Raw genomic sequence first — 19,817 nt, forward strand, 5'->3', positions numbered from 1 at the left:
CCGGGCTCGCGCGCAGGGCTTCGCGACTGCCGGACGCCTGCCGCGCCGGGTGTCCTCGGCCCGGGGTGCCTCGGCCGAAGACGCCTGGCACGCGGACCGTCCTCCAGGAGCGTGATTATGGCCCGGAACCGCCGTCTGATCCTGAACTCGCCGTCCGAGGTCTGGCGCCTGCTGTCCGACGGCCACCGTTACGGGGAGTGGGTGACGGGAACCCAGCAGGTCCTCGCCGCGGACCCGCATTGGCCCGAGGTCGGCGCCCGGTTGAAGGTCCGCGTCGGCATCGGACCCGTGACCCTCGACGACACCTGCGTCGTCCGTATCTGCGAACCGCAGCATCGCCTGGAACTGGAGGCGAAGGCGGACCCCTTCGGTGCGGCCCGTATCGCCATGGAACTGCTTCCCTGGGGCGAGCACACCCTCCTCACCCTCGACTGGCACCCCCTGCGGGGACCCGGCACCCGGATGCACGGACTGCCGGTGGACTACATCGTCGCGGTCCGCAACGGCATGATGCTCACGAAACTGGCCCGGATCGCCGTGCGCGAGCACGCGGAGCACGCAGAACATGCCGGGCGCTGACCGAGCCCGGGTGAGGCGGGGAAAGGGCGCTGTCACGGTCCGTACCGTCTCACCCGGATTCGTTCAATTCTGAGCCGTTTCATATCGTTCTCGGTCGTTCTCGGGACATAGGGCTCACAACTCGCGAGTTTGGCCGTATATGCGGGATCATGGCCGGATACCGCCATCGAAGGAGTGGGCATGCGACGAAACCGACTGCTCACCGTGGTCGCGGCAGTGTGCGCGACGTCGGCACTCGGCCTCATGGCTCCGCAGACCGCTGCGGCCGATCCCGGTCCGACCGCTTGTTCCGGCATGCCGTCGGATCTACGCCCCACACTCGTCTACGGCGACACGGGCGAGGCGGTCAGGCAGGCACAGTGCCTCAGCAACATGTGGGGCGGTGAGCCGCCCAAACTCACTCTCGACGGGGTCTACGGCATCGTCATGCTGAAGAAGATCGAGTGGATCCAGGTCTGCCACGGCCTGCAGCAGAGCGGCGTCATCGAGGACCGCACCTGGCAGGTGCTCTACCACCCGGCCCTGGACTGCTATCTGCCCTATCCAGGCTGATCCGGGCGCCGGACCTGCGATGATTCGCTCATGCGTGCGGCGCGGCTCCTGTCACTCGTCCTCCTGTTGCAGAACCGGGGCAGGCTGACGGCCGACGAGCTCGCCCGGGAGCTGGGCGTCTCGGCCCGGACCGTCTACCGGGACATCGACTCACTGAGCAGCGCGGGCATCCCGGTCTACGGGGACGCCGGGCACCGCGGCGGCTACCAGCTGCTCGGCGGCTACCGGACCCGGCTCACCGGACTGCACGCCGACGAGGCCGAGTCGCTGTTCCTGGCCGGGATGCCCGGCGCGGCGGACGACCTGGGACTGGGCGAGGTGCTCGCGGCGGCGCAGCTGAAACTGACGGCGGCGCTCCCGACGCCACTGCGGGACCGGGTCGGCCGGATCCGCGAGCGCTTCCACCTCGACGCCGTCGGCTGGTACCGGGAACAGGACTCCCCGCCGGCTCTCGTGGCCCTCGCCGATGCCGTGTGGAACCAGCGGCGGATCCGGGTGCGCTACCGCCGCTGGGCCGAGCCGCAGGAGGTCGAGCGGGAACTCGACCCCTACGGCCTGGTCCTCAAGGCGGGCGTGTGGTACCTGGTCGCAGCGGTGGACGGCACGGTGCGCACGTACCGGGTGTCGTCGATCCTGCGCCTGGACGTCCGGGAGGACGGCTTCGAGCGCCCCGACGGCTTCGACCTGATGGCTCACTGGCAGGACTACCTCGCCGCCTACGACGCCCGCAGGCTCCGGCTTCAGGCCTCGCTGCGGATCGCTCCGGCACTGCTCGCCGCACTGCCGGATCACCTGGACGCGGTACTGGTCCGCGCCGTCGAGGCCTCGGCAGGTCCGCCGGACGCCGACGGCTGGGTCACGGCGACCGTGCCGCTGGAATCGGTCGACCTGGCGGTGCCCACACTCCTGTCGCTGGGGCCGGACGTCGAGGTGCTCGCCCCCGAGGAGCTGCGCCGCAGGATCGCGGAGACGGCCGCGGCCGTGCTCGACCGGTACCGGCCGGCGCGCGCATCGGGCCGCACGGAGGCCGGCGACCTCAGCAGCAGTCCGGCGGACACGGTCGCCAGCAGTGCGAGGGCGGCGAGGACCACGAAGCCGTAGCGCGTGTCGCTGTGGTCGGTGACCGTCGCGACCAGGAACATCACCCCGACCGTGGCCGCCAGCCCGCCGCCGTTGGCCAGCCCGAAGGCCCGGCCGACCGAGGCGTCGTCGGCCGAGGCCATCAGCATGGTGCGGGAGGCGATCCGGGCCTGCCCGAAGAAGAACGCACCCAGGGGTACCCCGACGAGGTATCCGGCGATCCCGAACTGGCTCTGCAGTACGAGGCCGACACCGACGAGCAGGAAGCCGACGACGGCGATACGAAGGTCCGTACTGCGTGTGCTGACGATCCGGTAGGCACCGGTGGCCGCCAGGAAACCGAGACTCCCGAGGGCGTCCACCACCCCGAACATCCCTGCTCCCAGGTGAAGTTCACTGAGCACGGCGGTGGGCAGCAGGGCGTTGAAGACGGTGACGACCACGCTGCCCTGGGCGTAGAGCAGGATGAAGTGACGCATCCGCAGCGGCGTCCGCCCAGCCGTCCGGGGCGGCGGCTGCTTCCCGGCGCCGGGGGCCGCGGGCACTCGGTCCTGACGACGTCCCACCGCGCACACGCACAGCGCCGAGACCACGAACGTCCCGGCGTTGAACACCAGCAGGGGCATGGCACCGAACGCCTGGACACACAGCCCGCCGACCGTCGCCGACAGCAGCATCCCCGCCTGGGTCCCCATCTCGTAGCGGGCGTTGAACCGCCGCAGCCGCTCCGCCGGAATGCGCTCCTTGACCAGCGCGGAGCTGGCCGGAACGAACAGGGCACCGATCACGGCGAGCGCCAGATTGGCGCCGTAGATCCCGGAGCCCGGGGCGCCGCCGCAGGCCAGCCACAGCGGCAGCCCGAGGGCCAGCGCCGCGCTGGTGACATCGCAGCCGATCCACAGGGCCCGCCGGTCGAAGCGGTCGGCCAGATGGCCGAAGAACGGTGACAGCAGGGCCTGCGGCCCGGCGACGGCGATGAACAGCCAGCCGACGGCCATCATGGTCTGCTGCTCCCTGATCAGGAGCAGTGCCCCGGCGACGAGCTGGACGTTGTTGCCGAGCGCGGTGGCGAAAGCGGCGGGCACGAGCAGTCGCTCGGCCCGGCGGGAGTGGTGACTGAGGATCATGGCACCACTGTCCGGAGGTTCACTGACATCTTCTGTCAGTGAAGAAGTCCGGACGGGACGGGAATACCCCAGGGGGGTATATGGTTCAGGTCGGTGACGCGATCCGGCAAAGGGGAGGCCGACGATGGACCACAGCGCACACCACCACCACGAGCACCAGCACTACGCCCACCATGGTTCCGGCACGTCCTGGCGCACCGCCGCTCAGGCGACGCTGCACTGTCTGACGGGCTGCGCCATCGGTGAAGTCCTCGGCATGGTCATCGGTACCGCCGCAGGCCTGCACAACGCGACCACTGTCGTCATCTCCATCGCGCTCGCCTTCGTCTTCGGTTACGCGCTGACGATGCGCGGCGTGCTGCGTGCCGGGCTGCCGCTCGGTCAGGCGCTGAAGGTCGCGCTGGCCGCGGACACCGTGTCCATCGCCGTCATGGAAGTGATCGACAACACCGTCATCGTGGCTGTGCCCGGAGCGATGGACGCAGGCCTCGGTCAGTTCGTCTTCTGGGCCTCGCTCGCGCTCTCCCTCGTTCTGGCCTTCGTGCTCACCACGCCGGTCAACCGGTGGATGATCGGCCGCGGCAAGGGCCATGCCGTGGTGCACGCGTACCACTGACGGCGCCGTCCGCCAACCGGTCCGGACCTCGTGCCGGACCGGTTCGGGTTCGTCCTGAGCCGCGCCCGGCGGGTTGCTCGCCGATACTGAGAAAATGGGCAAACTAGGGCGATCCGTCCCGGCGAGCCGACGGGACGGCCGGGTACCGCCGAAGGCCGTACCGCCGAAGGCCGTGCCACCGGAAGCCGGCCCGAAGGCCCGTCGCCGGTCGGCCGGCAGGCGTGTGTGGTCGTGGCTGACTCCGCGCAGCGTCGCCGGTCAGGTCTTCCTGTTGCAGCTGGTGGTCGTCCTGCTGCTCATCGCCACGGCCGTGGTGGTGCTGGTGTTCCAGGACCGCAACCGCGCGATCGACGATGCCGCCGAACGGTCACTGGTGGCGGCGGAGTCCTTCGCGAACGCCCCGGGCACCGCGGAGGCGATGCAGAGCGACGACCCGACGGCGGCACTCCAGCCGCACGCCGAGGCCGTACGCAAGAAGACCGGCGTCGACTACGTCGTGGCCCTGAGCCCCTACGGCTTCCGGTGGACCCACCCGGACCCGAATCAGATCGGCAAGCACGTCTCCACCTCCTACGGCCAGGCACTGGAAGGCGAGCCCCACCAGACCACGTTCGACAGCAGTCTGGGCAAGGCGGTCGACTCGACGGTGGCCGTCTTCGACGAGAAGGGGACCGCCGTCGGGCTCGTCACCGTGGGGGTCACGGTGAACAAGGTGTCCAGCGTGGTGCAGGACCAGCTGCCGGTGATCTTCACCGCGGGTGGTGTCGCGCTGCTGCTGGCCGCCGGAGGGTCGGCACTGGTCAGCGGGCGTCTGCGGCGTCAGACCGGAGGCCTGGGGCCGGTGGAGATGACCCGCATGTACGAGCACCACGACGCGGTGCTGCACGCGGTCCGCGAAGGCGTCATCATCCTGGACGGTGACGGAAAGCTGCTGCTGGTCAACGACGAGGCGCGCCGGCTGCTCGCACTGCCGTCGGAGGCCGAGGGCAGGCCGGTCACCGAATCCGGGCTGAGTCCGGCCCTGGTCGCACTGCTCAAATCGGACCGGGCGGTCACGGACGAGGTCTTCCTGGCCGGGGACGTCCTGCTGGCGGTCAACCTGCGGCCGGTGGGCCTGAAGGGGGGCAGTGTGGCCACCCTGCGCGACACGACGGAGCTGAGCGCCCTCGCGGGCCGCGCGGACGTGGCGCGCGGGCGCCTGCAACTGCTCTACGAGGCCAGCACGCGGATCGGCACCACCCTCGACATAACCCGCACCGCCGAGGAACTGGCCGAGGTGGCGGTCCCGCGCTTCGCCGACTTCGCCACGATCGAGCTGATGGAGCCCGTGCTGCGCGGCAGTGAACCGGCGGGGGCGAGCATGGAGATGCGGCGGGTCGCGGCCGCGGGCATCCAGGACCACGCGCCCCTCTACTCCGTCGGGACGCTGATGCACTATGTGCCCCGCAACCCCGTGGCCATCGGTATGACCAGCGGCCGGCCGGTCCTGCTGGCGGACCTCGCCGCGGTCGACGAATGGCGGGCCCAGGATCCGGTGCGGGCCCAGAAGATCATCGAATACGGCATCCACTCCATGATCTCGGTGCCGCTGAAGGCGCGGGGCCAACTGCTGGGGATCGTGGAGTTCTGGCGCTCGGAGCAGGACCCCTTCGAGCCGGACGACCTGTCCCCTGCCGAGGAACTCGCCGCCCGGGCGGCCGTGTGCATCGACAACGCGCGCCGCTACACCCGCGAGCACACCACGGCCGTCACCCTCCAGCGCAGCCTGCTGCCCGGAACGCTGCCCGAACTGTCCGCCCTGGAGGTCGGGCACCGGTACCTGCCCGCCCAGGCGGGCGTGGGCGGCGACTGGTACGACGTCATCCCGCTGCCGGGCGCCCGGGTGGCCCTGGTGGTCGGCGACGTCGTCGGACACGGTCTGCACGCCGCCGCGACGATGGGCCGCCTGAGGACCGCGGTACACAACTTCGCCGCCCTGGACCTGCCTCCGGACGAGCTCCTCGGGCATCTGGACGACCTGATCACCCGGATCGACCAGGACGCGGCGGCCGAGGGCAACTCCGAGGCCGTCACCGGTGCCACCTGCCTGTACGCGGTCTACGACCCGGTCTCCGGGCGGTGTGTCCTCGCCCGGGCCGGGCATCCCGGTCCGGCGCTGGTCTCGCCCGACGGCCGGGTGACGTTCCCCGACGTCCCCGTCGCCCCGCCGCTGGGGGCGGGCGCGGGCCTGCCGGTCGAGACGGCCGAGCTCCTGCTGGCCGCCGACAGCCGGCTGGTCCTGTACACCGACGGCCTGGTCGAGGCCCGTGGCCGTGACATCGACGTCGGGCTCGAGATGCTGCGGGAGGCGCTCGCCGGCGCGGAGGGTGCCACCCCGGACGGCACCTGCCGGGTGGTGCTCGACGCGATGCTGCGCACCCGGTCGAGCGACGATGTCGCCCTGCTCGTCGCACGTACCCGGCTGCTCGACCCGGAGCAGGTCGCGGAATGGGAGGTGCCGCACGACCCCGCGGCCGTACCCCAGGTCCGTGCCGAGGCCATCCGAAGGCTGGAGGCCTGGGGCCTCGGCGAGGCCGCCTTCACGACCGAGCTGATCCTCAGCGAGCTGGTGACGAACGCCGTGCGGTACGGAGCCAGCCCGATCAGACTGCGGCTGCTGCGCGACGGCGACAGCCTGATCTGCGAGGTCGCCGACGGCACCAGTACCTCCCCGCACCTGCGCCGCGCGGCCTTCACCGACGAGGGGGGCCGTGGACTGTTCCTCGTCGCGCAGCTGTCCCGCCGCTGGGGGACCCGGTACACCGACCGGGGCAAGATCATCTGGGCTGAGCAGGCGCTCGACGCCGGAGCCCCGGGGGACCTGAGCGGTCTGCTGATGGCGGAGCTGTGATGCGGGGCGCGGGCCGGACCGCCGTCCGTCCCGGGGGTGTGCGGCGGTGCGGAGCGGTCAGGAGCTCTCCTCGACCGTGAAGTACGGGATCTTGGCCGGGTCCTGGCCGAAGGCTGCCCCGAGATACACGGCCGACAGTTTGGTGAGCGTCCCGTCGTCGATCAGCTGTCTGATGATGCGATCCACGTCCTTCGTGTTGGGTGACCCCTTCGGGAACAGGGCGCCGTAGCCCTGGTCGGTCCGGTACTGGCCCACGAGGCGCACCCGGCCTTCCCGCCTCTGGGGATAGGCCAGCAGGATCGTCGTGTCGTGGACGACCGCGTCGATGCGGCCCTCCTCCAGCGCCGTGACCATCTCAGGATCGTTGGCGAAGGTGGTGACGGGCTTGGTCGGCTTGAGGCGCTCCTTGACGAACTGCTCGCCCGTGGTGCCCTCCGCCACTCCGATGTGCGCGTCACGGATGTTGTTCTCGTTGATCTTCTCGCCGTCCCTGATCAGCACCCCCAGGGTCGAGGAGAGGTAGGGCTCGGAGAACTCGGCGACCTTGCTGCGTTCCGGAGTGATCGTGATCTGCGCCAGGGCCAGGTCGAAGTCCTTGGCCTTGCCGGACACGATCTCCGGAAAAGGCGTGTTCACCACCTTCACCCGGTCGAGTCCGGACCGGTAGGCGATGTTGGCGGCCATGCAGTACTCGTAGCCGCTCGTGACGGAGTCCGGCGTCTTGCCGTTCCACCAGCCGGGCGCGGGCAGCGTCGTCTTGACCGTGAGGGCGCCCGCCGTCTGGGGAGACAGGTGGAACTCCCCGTAGTGCCCCGATACCTGGCAGTCGCCGTAGTGGGCCTTCGCGGACGCCGACCCGCCGCGGTCACAAGCCGATGTCGCGACGATGAGCGCCCCGCTGACAGCCAGGGAGACGATCGCTGCCGCGGCGCGCATCATTGCACCTCCGGTAGGGGCATCCTCCTTGAGTCACCATAAATCACCATGAACCATACGACCGCCGGAGCAGCATGGGACGACTCCGGGGCGCGGGTCGGGTCGCCCGCCCTCCGATACGGTCTCCGGGAAAGGGGCAGTGACCACCGCGATCCGCCGAACGGGTGGCCGCACGGGCCGCGCCCCGGCCGTCAGGTGAAACGGACGGGCAGGGTGCGGGTGCCGCGGATGAGCAGTCCCGGCAGCCACTCCAGCGCGGCCGGGCGGGTGTCCAGGGCGAGTTCCGGGCAGCGCTCCAGCAGTGAGCGCAGGGCGATCCGGCCTTCCAGGCGGGCCAGGGGCGCGCCGATGCAGTAGTGGATGCCGTGGCCGAATCCGAGGTGACCGCGAGCCTCGCGGCGGATGTCGAAGGTGTCGGGGGCCTCGTAGCGGTTCGGGTCGCGGTGGGCGGCGGCGAGCGAGATCAGCACCGGCTCCAGGGCCGGGACGACGGTGCCGGCGATCTCGACGGGCTCGGTGGTGCAGCGGTTGGTCGCCGACTCGAGCGGACCGTCGTAGCGCAGCATTTCCTCGATGGCGCCGTCGAGCAGGCTCATGTCGGCCCGCAGCGCGGCGAGTTGTTCGGGGTGGGTGAGCAGGGCGCGCACTCCGTTGGAGATCAGGTTGACCGTGGTCTCGTGGCCGGCCACCAGCAATAGGAAGGCCATGCCGACGAGTTCACGGGACGACAGCCGGTCGCCGTCCTCCTCGGTGGTGCGGATCAGCGCGCTCATCAGGTCGTCGCCGGGCGTGCTGTGCTTCTTCCCGATCAACGACGTGAGGAAGGAGCCGAGTTCGCCGAAGGCCCGGAAGGATGCCTCCTCGCTGGTGGGCGCCACGACCTCGTTGGACCAGCGCCGGAACTCCTCACGCTCCATGTCGGGCACGCCCAGCAGTTCGCAGATGACGGTGATGGGGAGCGGGTAGGCCAGCGACGCCACGAGGTCGGCCCGCCCGGCGGGCTGCTTCAGCATGGCGTCCAGCAGCCCGTCGGTGATCTCCTGGACGCGCGGTGCCAGCGCCTCGACCCGGCGCGGGGTGAACTCACGGCTGACCAGCCTGCGCAGACGGGTGTGCTCGGGCGGGTCGGAGATCAGCATGTGACGTCCGATCAGATCGGCGTCGTAGAGGTCCCAGCCCAGCTTGCGCATGTCCTTGGACAGCCGTGGGTCGGCGAGCGCGGCCCGCGCCTCCTCATGGCCGACGACCAGCCAGAACTCTCCGCCGTTGGCGTCGCGCACCTTGTGCACCGGCCCCTGTTCGCGCAGTTCGGCGAGGAACGGGTGCGGATCGGCGGTGAAGCGTTCGCCGTAGGCCGTCAGGTCGATGATGTCCATGGGTGTCCCCGTCGCCGTGGCGCTTGCCGATCATCCGTCCCCCGCACGCTAACCCGCCCGCCGTCGGCGGCGCGTCGTCCACGGGGACGATGGCCGGAAAGCGGCTCCCGGCCGGCACCGGTCGGCACCGGCCGGCCCGGGTGTCACGGGGCGTCGTGGAAGATCACGCCGAGGACGTGCCGTCGGCCGTCGTGCACCGTGCTCACCCCGTGGCGCAGCATGAAACGGCTCCAGCCGCGCGTCGACGGGACCGGACGGTCGTGCACCGCGAAGATCAGCCCCTGCCCCTGGCCGGGCCGCTTCACGATCGGACGGGACTGGGCGCGCGGACGCTGCTCGACGAAGACGCTCTCACCACCGGTGAAGTCGACGTCGGGACGGTCCAGCATCACCGCCACCTGGAGCGGGAACGTCAGCTCGCCGTAGACGTCCTGGTGCAGGCAGTTGTGGTCGCCCGGGCCGTAGCGCAACAGCAGGGGAGTGGGCCGCAGTTGTCCGGCCGCGGCGCACGCCGCCGTCAGCTCGGCGTGGGTCGCCGGGAACCGAGGCCTGTCCAGGCGCTCGGCCCACTGGTTGGCGATCCGGGCCAGCGGCGGATACACCTGTCTGCGCAGGGAGGCCACCACCGGAGGCAGCGGGGCGGCGAAATAGCGGTAGCGGCCGCTTCCGAAGCGGTGACGGCTCATGTCGACCGTGCTGCGGAACACCTCGTCCCGGTCGAACAGCTCGCGGATCTCCGCGCAGGCGCGCCGCGACAGCAGCGGCGGGGTGACGGCGACGCCGTCGGCGTCCAGCGCCGTGGTCAGCGCGGGCCAGTCCAGCGCGTCCACGGCGGGCAGGTCCATGCCGTCGTCGGTGCTCGCGTCGGGCGCGGTGGGGGTGCGGCCGGGCTCCGGGCCCGGCAGTTGTGGGGTGTGGTGACTGGTCACTGTCGGCTCCGCGGTCGGGGAAGGAGAAGGGCGCCGGATCAGACGGTGAGGGGCCGGCAGCTCTTGCAGGCTCGGTAACCCGCCTCCCGTGCGTCATGTGCGGTGCGGAAGTGCACCCGGTGCGGCTGTGGTCCGGCCAGACGTCCATGGTCTCCTCCACGGGCAGTCCGGCCGTGGCCGGGCGCCGTTTGCGTGTCCGCACGTGGTTGCGCCACACGTTCGCTGCGATGGTCATCAGCCACGCACGCGGACGCAGCTCACGGCGCCGTGCGGGGGAGTAGTCCTGGAGGGCGGTGTAGGCGCGCAGAAACGTGTTCTGCCCCAGGTCGTCCGCCTCGGCGAAGGAGCCGGAGACGCGGTACAGGAACGCGTGCACCGCCCCGGCGTGCACCCGGACCAGCTCGGTGAAGCCGGCTTCGAGGTGTGCCGCCAGGAGATCCGTCAGCTGCTCTGCCTTGTCGTCCATCACTGAGAAGAACACCGTCCGGGCGCAGGGTGTTGCAGACGGACGGAAACGGCCGTAGACGAACGGCCGTACACGAACGGCCGGAGCGTCCGGTGCCGGGCCGCCCGCCCGATGGCCGGCCAGGGTAATCCGTCGGTGACAGCGGCGGACCGGGCGGGCCCGTACGCAGGGGCCGGGGTTCACCGGCCCTTGCGCACGGTGGTGCTCAGAGCTCCTTGAGGAGCCCGCCGTCCACCACGAACTCGGCACCCGTGGTGCTGCCGGACGCGGCGACGCCAACAGCAGCACCGCGTCGGCCACCTCCTGCGGCTCGACGAAGCGGCCCGTGGCCAGGTTCAGCATCTCCGGGACGACGTTGTCGATGACGCTGAGGAGATGTTCACGATCGCGCCGCCGCCGCGCTCCAGCAGGTGCGGGATGGCGGCACGGACGGCGCGCACGGCCGAGAACAGGTTGAACTCGAACATGGCTCGCCACTCCTCGTCGGAGGCGTGCAGGAACGAGCCACGCGGCAGGGTCACACCGGGCGGCGGGCCGCCGGCGTTGTTCACCAGGATGTCGAGCCCGCCGAACCGCTCCACGGCACGGGCGACGACCTGCGCCGGCGCGTCCTCGTCCATGAAGTCGGCCGGGACGTGCACGAGGTTCGGGCCGGCCAGCGCATCCAGTTCCGGGGTGCTCTTGCGGGACGTGGCCACGACCTTGGCGCCCTCTTCGAGGAGCGTGCTGACGACGGCCAGTCCGATGCCCTTGGAAGCGGCGGTCACGACGGCGACCCGCCCGGAAAGCTGCAGATCCATGAAGGTTCCTTCTCGATGGTCGGCCCCGCCTGCAGGAGGGGGAGGAGCGCGGTGCGATGTGCTCTCGTCAACGGAAAACACCGCTGTGCCCGAAGGTGTTGCGGTGCGGTGTCCACCGGCCCCGCGGGGGTCGGCGGTGCCGGCGCATGACCTCCGGGATGATCGGGACGTCGCAGCCGGCCGCGGCCACCCGGTCGCGCGACCGCAGGTAGTCCTCGACGCGGAAGAAAAGAACATCTGGGTGACGGCGTAGTCGGCTCCCGCCCGGCACTTGGCGACGAAGTGCCGGATGTCGCTGTCCCAGTCCGGCGAGCGCGGATGCATCTCGGGGAAGGCCGCCACCGAGTGCCCGACGGCCGTCAGGTGGGCGACGGGCCGCAGGGTGGTCTCGGCCGCCATGCGCCGGGTGACCTCGACGGTCCGCTCGCGCGACGAGCCCCCGGCGCCGTAGGTCACGGACACGAAGGCGGGGGAGAGGGACTCGAGCCGGCGGGCGGCGTTCCACCGGGTGCGCTCGCCCCGGCCGGTCCTCGGTGGGAAGAACTCGAAGGAGAACGAGGGAACGCCGCTCGCCGGCGCCTCGGGCACGGAACTCATGAACGCCCTCCCGCGGTGTGGGCGGTCGGCTTCTTCCGCGGCCCGCTCATGACAGCTTCGCCAGACGCGGCTCCATGCCACGGGCCGCGTCGTGCCCGTACGCGCGCTCGACACGGTCGATCAGATCCGCCGCGAGCACCTTGTACTCCTGGGTGCCGACGGTCCCCAGCACGACCGACGCCAGCGCACAGCCGAGCTGCGCCGCCCGCTCCTCGGGCCACTCCCAGCTCAGACCGGCGAGGAATCCGGAACGGAACGCGTCCCCCGCCCCCGTCGGCTCGGCGGTCTCGGCGGTGGGGACGGCGGGCACGTCCAGAAGGGGCTGACCGCAGCGCGCCAGGCGGACGCCGTCCGCGCCCCGGGTGGTGACCCACGTACCGACTCGTTGCAGGATGTCCCGCTCGCTCCAGCCGGTGCGCTCCTGCAACAGGGCGGACTCGTACTCGTTGGTGAACAGCAACTGCGCGTGGTCCACGAGCTGCCGGGCCTGGGCGCCGGTCAGCCGGGCGAGCTGCTGCGAGGGGTCGGCGGCCAGAGGGATGCCGGTACGCCGGGCGGTCTCGGTGTGCCGCAGCATCGCCTCCGGGGCGTCGGCGCCGACGAGCACCAGGTCGAGACCGCCGCAGTCGGCGGCCACCGCGGCGAGGTCGATCTTCGCGGCGTCGGCCATGGCACCGGCGTAGAAGGTGGCGATCTGGTTCTGTGCCTCGTCGGTCGTGCACACGAACCGGGCGGTGTGCAGTGTCTCGCTGATCCTGACCGAGTCCGTGTCCACCCCGGCGGCACGCAGCCAGGCCCCGTACTCGTCGAAGTCGACGCCCGCGGCACCGACCAGACGCGGAGTCAGTCCCAGCCGGGCCAGTCCGAAGGCGATATTGGCGGCGACACCGCCTCGCCGTACGTCGAGACGGTCGGCGAGGAAGGAGAGGGACACCTGCTCCAGCCGGTCGGCGATCAGTTGGTCGGTGAACCGACCGGGGAAGGACATCAGATGGTCGGTGGCTATCGAGCCGGTCACGGCGATTCGCACGACGGTCTCTCTCCTTGAACCCGGGGTCGAGGGGTGCGGCCCGGTGCGCGGCGGCCGGGCCGTACGGGGCGCCGGGCCGGGCCCGGCGCCTTGGGACTGCGCGGCTTGGGTCTGTCCGGCTTGGGACTGCCCGGCACGCAGTGTGCCGCGCGCCGCTGAAGCGCCGGTCGAAATCCCCCGGAGCCGCCTGCGAGGTCGACGTCCGGATACCGCTGGCACGGCCGCCCGAGAGGATGCGGTCTGCCTGCCCGATCGCCACCGGGCGTGGCGGAACGGGGAGCCGTCGTGAGCGAGCCCTCTCCCCGACTGGCTTCGGCCGCGCTCTCCGCGTACGCGCCCCGGCCCGCCGCCCGGCCGCACACCGAACGCGAACTCGCGCGGTTGCTGGCCCTGTTGGAGGACTGCGGATTTCGTGGCGGCAGCGTCGCGCTGGGGCATGGCCGCGACGCCGTGTCGAAGGCCGCCGCCACCGCGTTCGCCGACGCCTGGCACAGGAGCGGCGGACAGCTCGCCGCGGTGGTCGACTGGCCGGAGGACGCCGCCTCGTGGCTGCGTCAGGCGCGTCGGCTGACCCGTCCGGCGCCGGACGCCTGGGTGGTGGCCGCGGCGTCGGCCGGCTGGGTCCAGCTGAGCCGTCGGCTGCGGCACAGCACCGACTGGGACCCGCGCCGCACGTTCGGTTTCGCGGCCGCGGGCGATTCGCGCCTGGTGACCGCCGCGGGTCCGGGGGCGCTGGACGGGATGCGGGGCGCGACGGCGGACGGCAGGGTGTGGACGGTCCGCCTCGGCTGGGTGGTGGAGTCCGACGGCGGGTGAGCGACGCCGGGCCAGGCCTCCCCTCAGGAGGCTTCGCCGTCCTGTGAAGGCCGCCGCCTGCCCGGGCCGGCCGGCGCTCCGTCCCTGACCGAGTCGGTGCACACGCTGTCGCGTTCAGCGGCGTCACGTCATCTTGTATTGGGTGTTTGACACAAGATTCCGTCTCCGGCATCTTGTACTCGCCGCTTGGTACAAGATGATCTGAGGGGATCCCCATGCTCGATGCCGCCCCGCTCCAGCGCCGCATACTCGATCACGCGGACCATTACGCCCGCTGGTCCGGCCTGGCCATCGGCATCGTCGTCGCCCAGGCGCTGTCCACGCTGGTGCACATCGAGTTCGAGCAGCGCGTCGTGTTCTGCATCACGGCCTTCGGTCTGTGCGCGGTCGCGGGCGTCCTTCTTGCCGACGCGCTGACCCTGGTCCCCCAGGACGCGGTGCGCACCGCGAGTCTCGCCCCACGCCTGGTCAGAGACCATGTGCCACCGCGGATGGGCCCCCTGATCGCACTTCAGGGGGTCTCGCTCACCGTGCTGCTGGCGATCGCGGCCGCCACGGCTTCTATCGACCCCGACCACATCTTCAGCACGGGGAAGGTCGTCACCGTCACCTGCAACGGGATGCAGGCGCCCCTGGGACCCTGGCCCGGCCTGTACTACAGCCTTCCGATGTTCGGCGCCCTCGCCGTCGCCACTCCCACTTGTGTGTGGGCCCTGCGCCGCATCGCCCACGGACCGGGCGGGGAGCAGCAGCGTCGCGACCGCGCGTGGGCGGTGACCGGGGCCTGGGGTCTGCTGGTGTCGAGCCAGCAGCTGTACGCCGTACTGATGGTCTCCGTCTCGCTGACGGACACGGGCTGCGCCGGTGCGATGGGCGCGCTCACCTTCTGGGTGTTCTACCCTCTGGCCCTGCTGAACCTGTTCACCGTTGTCTGGTCCCTGGTCACCCTGGTGGTCCCCCGGTCCGTCAACGACGATGCGGCGGGGGAGTCGCCCGACCATGAATGAGCCCGCCGTCCGCGTCGACACCACCAGCCAGGTACCGCCGTACGCGCAGATCCGCGCCCAGCTCGGCGCGCTGATCGTCACCGGACGACTGGTCGAGGGCGACCGGCTTCCGACCGTGCGCCAGCTGGCCATGGACCTCGGCCTCGCACCGGGCACCGTGGCCCGCGCCTACCGCGAGCTGGAGGCCGCCGAGCTGATCCGTACCCGCCGCGGCGCCGGTTCCCGGGTCGCGGCGCCCCCGGCCGGTCCGGGCCGCTCCTACGCCTCTCAACTCGCCACCCTCGCAAGGGACTTCACCTCCTCCGCCCGCGCACTGGGTGCCGACACCGAGGCCATCCTGGCAGCGGTCCGCGAAGCTCTCGGCCCGGACCACTCCTGATCCGCCAAGGCTCACCGGCACTCGCCGACGGCGTCGCCGCCCAGAAGGGCCGCTCCCAGTGTGGTGAGGGTGTGCAGGGCGCTGTTGGCGCGCCGGTGGGTGGTGATGAGGCCGGAGTCCCGCAGGGCCGTGGTGTGGTGGGTGGCGGTTCCGGTGGAGACCCCGGCCCGGCGGGCCGCCTCACTGGTGGTCACCCCGGTGGCGGCGGCCCGCAGGATGACCGCGCGGGTACGGCCGAGGAGGGCGTGCAGGGCGGCCTCGTCCTGGGTCGAGGCGGCCGTCAGCAGATGGTGGACGGGGTAGACGAGAACCGGGGGAAGCCGGGGGTCCGCCAGGGCGACGGGTGCCTTCCAGCAGAAGTAGGACGGGATGAGCAGCAGTCCGCGGCCGCCCAGATGCACCTCGTTCTCGGCGGGGTAGTCAGGCACCTCCAGCACTGGATGCCGCCAGCGGATCGCCGGCGAGAGGTCGGCGAGCAGTCCGGCGGTTCCCTCGGTCAGCATGCTCCGGGCGTGACGGGCGCGCTCCGCCTGGAAGGTCTCCTGGATGTCCTCCTCGTGCGGAGCGATGACGGTCCGGTGATACGCGCGCAGCAGATCCACCAGGTCCTCGCGCAGCGGCTTCTCGGCGACGCGTGACGTCCAGGACGGCACCCGGCTCGCCCGGGCCGCGATGGCCATCTCGTCGTTCACCTGCTCGTCGGGCGTCGCGAGTATGGCCTTCAGCGCGGGCTCCAGACCGTCGACGCCTTCGAACGGCGTGAGAAAGTCGGCGAAATAGCGGGCGCGCGGGAAGAGTGGCAGCAACATCGTTTTCACCGGAAGTGCGAGACCCGCTTCCTGAAGGTTCCCGCACGCGCGGTCGTACCAATTCGCATAGTTCCATCTGCCGCTACGGGTCTGGAATCTGTGCAGGCTGGCGGCGATCTCCCACAGCGGATGAGGCGAGGCCGCCACCCGCGTGCGCGCCAAGTCCTCGGCAGTGAAATGGAAGCGAAGCATCCGCTGTCTCCCCCTAGATGCACCTGCGAATCTTCACTGGAATCGAATGAGCATGACAGTCCGTGTCGGGCGTTGGGAACATGCCTTCAAGCCAGCCACAAAGACAGCATCGAGACGGGTTCTGTAAAGAGCGGAATTCCGTGACCGAAAATCAGACCCGGTACTTCAAAATGAAAGGACATATCATGGCTCGTATACGGGTGAGAGGGCTCCGTACGCGTCGGCTGGGCATCCTGGCCACGAGCGCGCTGTTCCTCTCCTTCCTGGTGCCGGCCACCGCGTCGGCCGCCACCGACGGTGCCGACCAGGCGGCGGTCACCTGTTACGGCGGGTCGGTGGCGATCAGCCTGCCGCCCAACGGCTACAGCGGTACGTACAAGACGAGTTCACGCTGCAACGACATCAACCTGCGCATCGACTCCGGCGGCAGCCAGTGGGTCGCCGTGTGCTGGGCCGCGCACGGCTACTGCCAGGACCACTGGACCCTGGTCACGCAGGGCGCCGGTTACCAGGTGGTGGCCACCGACGTGCTGGACGGCACCACCTTCTACTTCGTGACCACGAACGGCGGCGGCACCCGCGGCGGGCGTACGGCCTACTAGCCCCCGCACCAGGATCACGGTAGGGAAGCCGTCGGCCCGCGCCGGACGGGAACCCGTGCGACGCACCGCGCCGGACGCGGTGCGTCGCACGCGTGTGTGCCGTCGGCCGGAGCCGTCGCGGAGCACCCGTCGGTTCACCACGTACGACGCATACCCGATCGGATTCGTCCTGCGCTCCGAGCGCCCGTCGGCCGACGCCCGCATCCTGTCCTCACAGGATTCCTCCCACGGCTTCGACGACGGAACGGACACCTCGCCATGAGCGAACTCGTGCTGGGCATCGACATCGGTACGGCCGGCACCAAGGGCGTACTCACCACCCTGGACGGATCGGTGACGGCGACAGCCGTGCGCCCGCACTCCATGTCGCTGCCCAGACCGTCCTGGGCGGAAGTGGACGCCACCACCGTCTGGTGGGAAGACTTCACCGCGGTGGCCCGTGAACTGACGGGCCGGACGGGCGCGCACACCCTCGCCGGACTCTGCGTCAGCGGCGTCGGCCCCTGCCTGCTGCTCTGCGACAGCGACGGGGAGCCCGTGCGACCGGCCATCCTCTACGGCATCGACGGCCGGGCCGAGCGAGAGATCCACGACCTCACCGTGCGGCTCGGCGCCGACACCGTCCTCGAACGCTGCGGCAAGGAACTCAGCAGCCAGGCCGTCGGCCCGAAGATGCTGTGGATGCAGCGCAACGAGCCACAGGAGTGGGCGCGCGCCACGAGGTGGTACAACTCCCACTCGTACGTGGCCGCCAAGCTCACCGGGGCCTACGTACTCGATCACCACACGGCCAGTCAGTGCGACCCGCTGTACGACATCCACGCCGGATCCTGGGCGCAGGACTGGCTGCCGGACATCGCAGGCCACCTGGAGATTCCCCGGCTCGTCCACCCCCACGAGGTGGTGGGAACGGTGACACCCGAGGCCTGCGAGGCCACCGGGATCCCGGTCGGCACACCCGTCTGCGCCGGCACCGTCGACGCCTGGGCCGAGGCCCATTCCGCCGGCGTAAGGCACCCGGGCGACCTCATGCTCATGTACGGCTCCACCCTGTTCTTCGTGCAGATCCTGGACACCTACCGGGCGCACCCCGGACTGTGGACCACGGCCGGAGTGGAGCCGGGCCGACGCACCATCTCCGCAGGCATGTCGACCTCGGGTTCCCTGACCCAGTGGCTCCAGGAGGTCACCGGAGGAGCGCCCTTCGACACCCTGGTCGCCGAGGCCGAAGCCGTGCCGCCCGGTTCGGACGGCCTGCTGATGCTCCCGTACTTCGCCGGCGAGCGGACCCCGGTCTTCGACCCGCGGGCCAGAGGCGTGGTGGCGGGCCTCACGCTGCGGCACACGCGCGGCCACCTCTTCCGCGCCGCCTACGAGGGCATCGCGTTCGGGGTCCGCCAGATCCTCGGCCTCCTGGAGGACCCCGACGACCCGGTCCGGCGCATCGTCGCGGTCGGGGGCGGTACGAAGGGCGGACTGTGGACGCAGATCGTCAGTGACGTCACCGGCCGGGAGCAGCAGGTACCGGCGCAGACCATCGGAGCCTGCTACGGCGACGCCCTCCTCTGCGCGGTCGGGCTCGGGCTCGTACCGCCGGACACCGACTGGGCGGTCACCGCGACGACCGTGCGGCCCCGGGCGCACACACGCGAGACGTACGACCGCCTGTACGCGTCGTACACCGCGCTCTACCCGGCCACGACGGCCATCGTGCACGATCTCGCCGACATGCAGTGAGACGCGCCCCTGCGAGCCGTGCACGGCAGGCCGGTCGGTGAACCGTTCTCATGAACAAAAACCGCGGGGCGCCGTCAGGTCCCGATGTCCTGCCGACGCACGGGACCGGGGCTGTCATGAGGATGCGGCCCGGCGTCCTCCACGCCCTGCTCGTCCTCCGTGTCCTCCCCCTCCGCCTGGGAGGGGGTCGTTCGGGGGAACTCGGGACGGCTCGCCTCGGCTTCGTCGTCGCGTTCGCCCTCTGCCTGGGACGGGGTCGGGAACTGATCGCTCATGTTCGGCCTCACTGACCGGTGTGTGGGGTCCGTGTCGTGATCGCCGGAGCGTTGCGACGGCCTGCTGGAAAGCCGCTCGCACGCACGCGGGGACGGCCCGGCGTCGTGCGAACCGCCGTGCTTCTCCGGCGTGGGTCCCGATGGCCCGTGGGTTCTCACCCCACCCTCCCACTGTAGTCCGTCGGCGGCTCGGCAGGCCGGCAGGTGCCGACGGCGGCCGGCGGAAGCCGCAGGCTGTCGCGGGTAGGCTGCGCCGGTGCGCACGGTCGAGGTCTTGTTGGACGAGTCGGCGGACTTCGCGGTCCGGGAAGCCTGGCGACGGCTCGCGGACGCGGGGCTGCCCAGTCAGGCGCGCCTGCGCTCACCGACCAACAGCCCACACCTGACCCTGGCCGGCTGCCCGGAGCTGACCGCCCCGATCCGCTGGGAGCTTGCCGAGGTGGCCGCCGCCCTGCCGTTGCCGGTGCGGTTCACCGGCCTGGTCCGCTTCGAACGGCCGACCTCGGTGCTGGCCTGGTCCCTCCAACTCGACTCCGCTCTGGTCGACTTGCACCGCAGGGTGTGGGACGCGGTGACCTCGGACAGCCCGCCCGAGACCCTCAACCCCTTGCACGACCCCGCGCGTTGGAGCCCGCACGTCACCCTCGGCCGGTCCCGGCGGGCCGGCGCCTTCGCCGACCGGCGGATTCCCGAACTGCTGCCGATGCCGCCGTTGTCGGTACGGCTCACCACGCTGCGCAGCTACGACACCGAGACCGGCGCCCTGGAAGTGCTGGCGCCCCGCCCCTGACGAACCGGGGGTGGGTGGGCAGGTGGCGAGTACGTAGCTGCTGCTGCCGGTGAGCCACAGGCCGGCCAGGAGCGCGCCGCACCCAGACTCTGCGGCCCCCGACCCCACGGGGCAAGCAGGCCACGCCGACACCCCCGAACGGGCCAGGCGCATGATCCGAGTCACCGAACCCGGCCGTGTGCCTCCGGCGTCGGCTGGACGAAGACGAACGCGGGCCGCTGTCCCGGCGGTT

General features: G+C 71.1%; 19 protein-coding genes and 3 pseudogenes. 11 read left to right on the forward strand and 11 right to left on the reverse strand.

All coding sequences use genetic code 11. From position 1 onward, the window contains the following. Positions 1-117: 117 nt before the first annotated feature. The 3 genes from ACZ7OY_RS30200 (at position 118) to ACZ7OY_RS30210 (ending at position 2,232) form a co-directional block, all read left to right on the forward strand. Positions 118-579, forward strand: coding sequence for an SRPBCC family protein (locus tag ACZ7OY_RS30200; RefSeq protein WP_471914333.1), 462 nt, complete (start codon positions 118-120; stop codon positions 577-579). A 180-nt stretch (positions 580-759) separates the two neighbouring features. Beyond that, complete coding sequence (locus tag ACZ7OY_RS30205; RefSeq protein WP_471914334.1) at positions 760-1,131, forward strand: peptidoglycan-binding domain-containing protein; 372 nt, start codon at positions 760-762, stop codon at positions 1,129-1,131. 30 nt (positions 1,132-1,161) lie between these two features. Then, positions 1,162-2,232, forward strand: coding sequence for a helix-turn-helix transcriptional regulator (locus ACZ7OY_RS30210; RefSeq protein WP_471914335.1), 1,071 nt, complete (start codon positions 1,162-1,164; stop codon positions 2,230-2,232). On the opposite strand, the pseudogene ACZ7OY_RS30215 reads toward ACZ7OY_RS30210, so the two are convergent. Next, positions 2,142-3,338, reverse strand: a pseudogene (locus ACZ7OY_RS30215) (MFS transporter); the annotation flags it as partial. The gene ACZ7OY_RS30210 and the pseudogene ACZ7OY_RS30215 sit on opposite strands and share 91 nt — an antisense overlap. 124 nt (positions 3,339-3,462) lie before the next feature. Between ACZ7OY_RS30215 and ACZ7OY_RS30220 the strand changes: the two are divergent. Together ACZ7OY_RS30220 and ACZ7OY_RS30225 are read left to right on the forward strand one after the other, a co-directional pair. Then, positions 3,463-3,954, forward strand: coding sequence for a DUF4396 domain-containing protein (locus ACZ7OY_RS30220; RefSeq protein WP_471914336.1), 492 nt, complete (start codon positions 3,463-3,465; stop codon positions 3,952-3,954). Between the two features lie 94 nt (positions 3,955-4,048). Then, on the forward strand, positions 4,049-6,844 hold the full coding sequence (locus ACZ7OY_RS30225) for a SpoIIE family protein phosphatase (RefSeq protein ID WP_471914337.1): 2,796 nt from the start codon (positions 4,049-4,051) through the stop codon (positions 6,842-6,844). A 57-nt stretch (positions 6,845-6,901) separates the two neighbouring features. On the opposite strand, the gene ACZ7OY_RS30230 is transcribed toward ACZ7OY_RS30225, so the two are convergent. From ACZ7OY_RS30230 to ACZ7OY_RS30265, 8 genes and pseudogenes are all read right to left on the reverse strand, one after another. Then, positions 6,902-7,780 carry an ABC transporter substrate-binding protein gene (locus ACZ7OY_RS30230; protein WP_471914338.1) on the reverse strand — a complete coding sequence of 293 codons (879 nt, stop codon included), beginning with the start codon at positions 7,778-7,780 and terminating at the stop codon, positions 6,902-6,904. A gap of 191 nt (positions 7,781-7,971) precedes the next feature. Continuing rightward, the gene (locus ACZ7OY_RS30235; protein WP_471914339.1) at positions 7,972-9,156 is read right to left on the reverse strand and encodes a cytochrome P450 family protein; all 1,185 of its coding nucleotides are present in this window, start codon (positions 9,154-9,156) and stop codon (positions 7,972-7,974) included. 143 nt (positions 9,157-9,299) lie between these two features. Next, positions 9,300-10,085: a 2OG-Fe(II) oxygenase gene (locus ACZ7OY_RS30240; protein WP_471914340.1), complete on the reverse strand. Its 786-nt coding sequence runs from the start codon at positions 10,083-10,085 to the stop codon at positions 9,300-9,302. A gap of 38 nt (positions 10,086-10,123) precedes the next feature. Continuing rightward, positions 10,124-10,327: an Ada metal-binding domain-containing protein gene (locus tag ACZ7OY_RS30245; protein ID WP_471914341.1), complete on the reverse strand. Its 204-nt coding sequence runs from the start codon at positions 10,325-10,327 to the stop codon at positions 10,124-10,126. Then, a pseudogene (locus ACZ7OY_RS30250) lies at positions 10,327-10,893 on the reverse strand (RNA polymerase sigma factor); the annotation flags it as partial. The pseudogene ACZ7OY_RS30250 and the gene ACZ7OY_RS30245, both read right to left, overlap by 1 nt. Then, positions 10,887-11,351: an SDR family NAD(P)-dependent oxidoreductase gene (locus tag ACZ7OY_RS30255; RefSeq protein WP_471914342.1), complete on the reverse strand. Its 465-nt coding sequence runs from the start codon at positions 11,349-11,351 to the stop codon at positions 10,887-10,889. The pseudogene ACZ7OY_RS30250 and the gene ACZ7OY_RS30255, both read right to left, overlap by 7 nt. A 145-nt stretch (positions 11,352-11,496) precedes the next feature. Next, positions 11,497-11,948: pseudogene (locus tag ACZ7OY_RS30260) on the reverse strand (methylenetetrahydrofolate reductase); the annotation flags it as partial. Between the two features lie 46 nt (positions 11,949-11,994). After that, entirely contained in the window at positions 11,995-12,978 is a 984-nt protein-coding gene (locus ACZ7OY_RS30265) for a carbohydrate kinase family protein (protein WP_471914343.1), read from the reverse strand. Positions 12,979-13,263: 285 nt separating this feature from the next. On the opposite strand from ACZ7OY_RS30265, the gene ACZ7OY_RS30270 reads away from it, so the two are divergent. The 3 genes from ACZ7OY_RS30270 (at position 13,264) to ACZ7OY_RS30280 (ending at position 15,180) form a co-directional block, all read left to right on the forward strand. Then, complete coding sequence (locus ACZ7OY_RS30270) at positions 13,264-13,794, forward strand: hypothetical protein (protein ID WP_471914344.1); 531 nt, start codon at positions 13,264-13,266, stop codon at positions 13,792-13,794. Between the two features lie 215 nt (positions 13,795-14,009). Beyond that, the gene (locus ACZ7OY_RS30275) at positions 14,010-14,801 is read left to right on the forward strand and encodes a hypothetical protein (protein ID WP_471914345.1); all 792 of its coding nucleotides are present in this window, start codon (positions 14,010-14,012) and stop codon (positions 14,799-14,801) included. Further along, positions 14,794-15,180, forward strand: coding sequence for a GntR family transcriptional regulator (locus ACZ7OY_RS30280; RefSeq protein ID WP_471914346.1), 387 nt, complete (start codon positions 14,794-14,796; stop codon positions 15,178-15,180). Before ACZ7OY_RS30275 ends, ACZ7OY_RS30280 begins: the two co-directional genes overlap by 8 nt. An 11-nt stretch (positions 15,181-15,191) precedes the next feature. On the opposite strand, the gene ACZ7OY_RS30285 is transcribed toward ACZ7OY_RS30280, so the two are convergent. After that, positions 15,192-15,989: a DUF5937 family protein gene (locus tag ACZ7OY_RS30285; protein WP_471914347.1), complete on the reverse strand. Its 798-nt coding sequence runs from the start codon at positions 15,987-15,989 to the stop codon at positions 15,192-15,194. A 377-nt stretch (positions 15,990-16,366) separates the two neighbouring features. Between ACZ7OY_RS30285 and ACZ7OY_RS30290 the strand changes: the two genes are divergently transcribed. Together ACZ7OY_RS30290 and ACZ7OY_RS30295 are read left to right on the forward strand one after the other, a co-directional pair. Continuing rightward, positions 16,367-16,783, forward strand: coding sequence for a hypothetical protein (locus ACZ7OY_RS30290; protein WP_471914348.1), 417 nt, complete (start codon positions 16,367-16,369; stop codon positions 16,781-16,783). Between the two features lie 258 nt (positions 16,784-17,041). Beyond that, positions 17,042-18,520, forward strand: coding sequence for an FGGY-family carbohydrate kinase (locus tag ACZ7OY_RS30295; RefSeq protein ID WP_471914349.1), 1,479 nt, complete (start codon positions 17,042-17,044; stop codon positions 18,518-18,520). A 74-nt stretch (positions 18,521-18,594) separates the two neighbouring features. Here ACZ7OY_RS30295 and ACZ7OY_RS30300 read toward each other — a convergent pair whose 3' ends face one another. After that, positions 18,595-18,795, reverse strand: coding sequence for a hypothetical protein (locus tag ACZ7OY_RS30300; protein ID WP_471914350.1), 201 nt, complete (start codon positions 18,793-18,795; stop codon positions 18,595-18,597). A gap of 256 nt (positions 18,796-19,051) precedes the next feature. Here ACZ7OY_RS30300 and ACZ7OY_RS30305 point away from each other — a divergent pair, with 256 nt between their 5' ends. Next, on the forward strand, positions 19,052-19,585 hold the full coding sequence (locus tag ACZ7OY_RS30305; protein ID WP_471914351.1) for a 2'-5' RNA ligase family protein: 534 nt from the start codon (positions 19,052-19,054) through the stop codon (positions 19,583-19,585). Positions 19,586-19,817 lie beyond the last annotated feature (232 nt).

Source organism: Streptomyces sp. NPDC107559 (assembly GCF_055657365.1).

What these genes read in the sequence shown, in the direction of transcription:
- ACZ7OY_RS30235 (WP_471914339.1), bottom strand. Translation starts at nt 9,156, where the DNA reads ATGGACATCATCGACCTGACGGCCTACGGCGAACGCTTCACCGCCGAT.
- ACZ7OY_RS30225 (WP_471914337.1), top strand. Translation starts at nt 4,049, where the DNA reads ATGGGCAAACTAGGGCGATCCGTCCCGGCGAGCCGACGGGACGGCCGG.
- ACZ7OY_RS30285 (WP_471914347.1), bottom strand. Translation starts at nt 15,989, where the DNA reads ATGTTGCTGCCACTCTTCCCGCGCGCCCGCTATTTCGCCGACTTTCTC.
- ACZ7OY_RS30200 (WP_471914333.1), top strand. Translation starts at nt 118, where the DNA reads ATGGCCCGGAACCGCCGTCTGATCCTGAACTCGCCGTCCGAGGTCTGG.
- ACZ7OY_RS30220 (WP_471914336.1), top strand. Translation starts at nt 3,463, where the DNA reads ATGGACCACAGCGCACACCACCACCACGAGCACCAGCACTACGCCCAC.
- ACZ7OY_RS30290 (WP_471914348.1), top strand. Translation starts at nt 16,367, where the DNA reads ATGGCTCGTATACGGGTGAGAGGGCTCCGTACGCGTCGGCTGGGCATC.
- ACZ7OY_RS30300 (WP_471914350.1), bottom strand. Translation starts at nt 18,795, where the DNA reads ATGAGCGATCAGTTCCCGACCCCGTCCCAGGCAGAGGGCGAACGCGAC.
- ACZ7OY_RS30295 (WP_471914349.1), top strand. Translation starts at nt 17,042, where the DNA reads ATGAGCGAACTCGTGCTGGGCATCGACATCGGTACGGCCGGCACCAAG.
- ACZ7OY_RS30230 (WP_471914338.1), bottom strand. Translation starts at nt 7,780, where the DNA reads ATGCGCGCCGCGGCAGCGATCGTCTCCCTGGCTGTCAGCGGGGCGCTC.
- ACZ7OY_RS30255 (WP_471914342.1), bottom strand. Translation starts at nt 11,351, where the DNA reads ATGGATCTGCAGCTTTCCGGGCGGGTCGCCGTCGTGACCGCCGCTTCC.
- ACZ7OY_RS30205 (WP_471914334.1), top strand. Translation starts at nt 760, where the DNA reads ATGCGACGAAACCGACTGCTCACCGTGGTCGCGGCAGTGTGCGCGACG.
- ACZ7OY_RS30280 (WP_471914346.1), top strand. Translation starts at nt 14,794, where the DNA reads ATGAATGAGCCCGCCGTCCGCGTCGACACCACCAGCCAGGTACCGCCG.
- ACZ7OY_RS30210 (WP_471914335.1), top strand. Translation starts at nt 1,162, where the DNA reads ATGCGTGCGGCGCGGCTCCTGTCACTCGTCCTCCTGTTGCAGAACCGG.
- ACZ7OY_RS30275 (WP_471914345.1), top strand. Translation starts at nt 14,010, where the DNA reads ATGCTCGATGCCGCCCCGCTCCAGCGCCGCATACTCGATCACGCGGAC.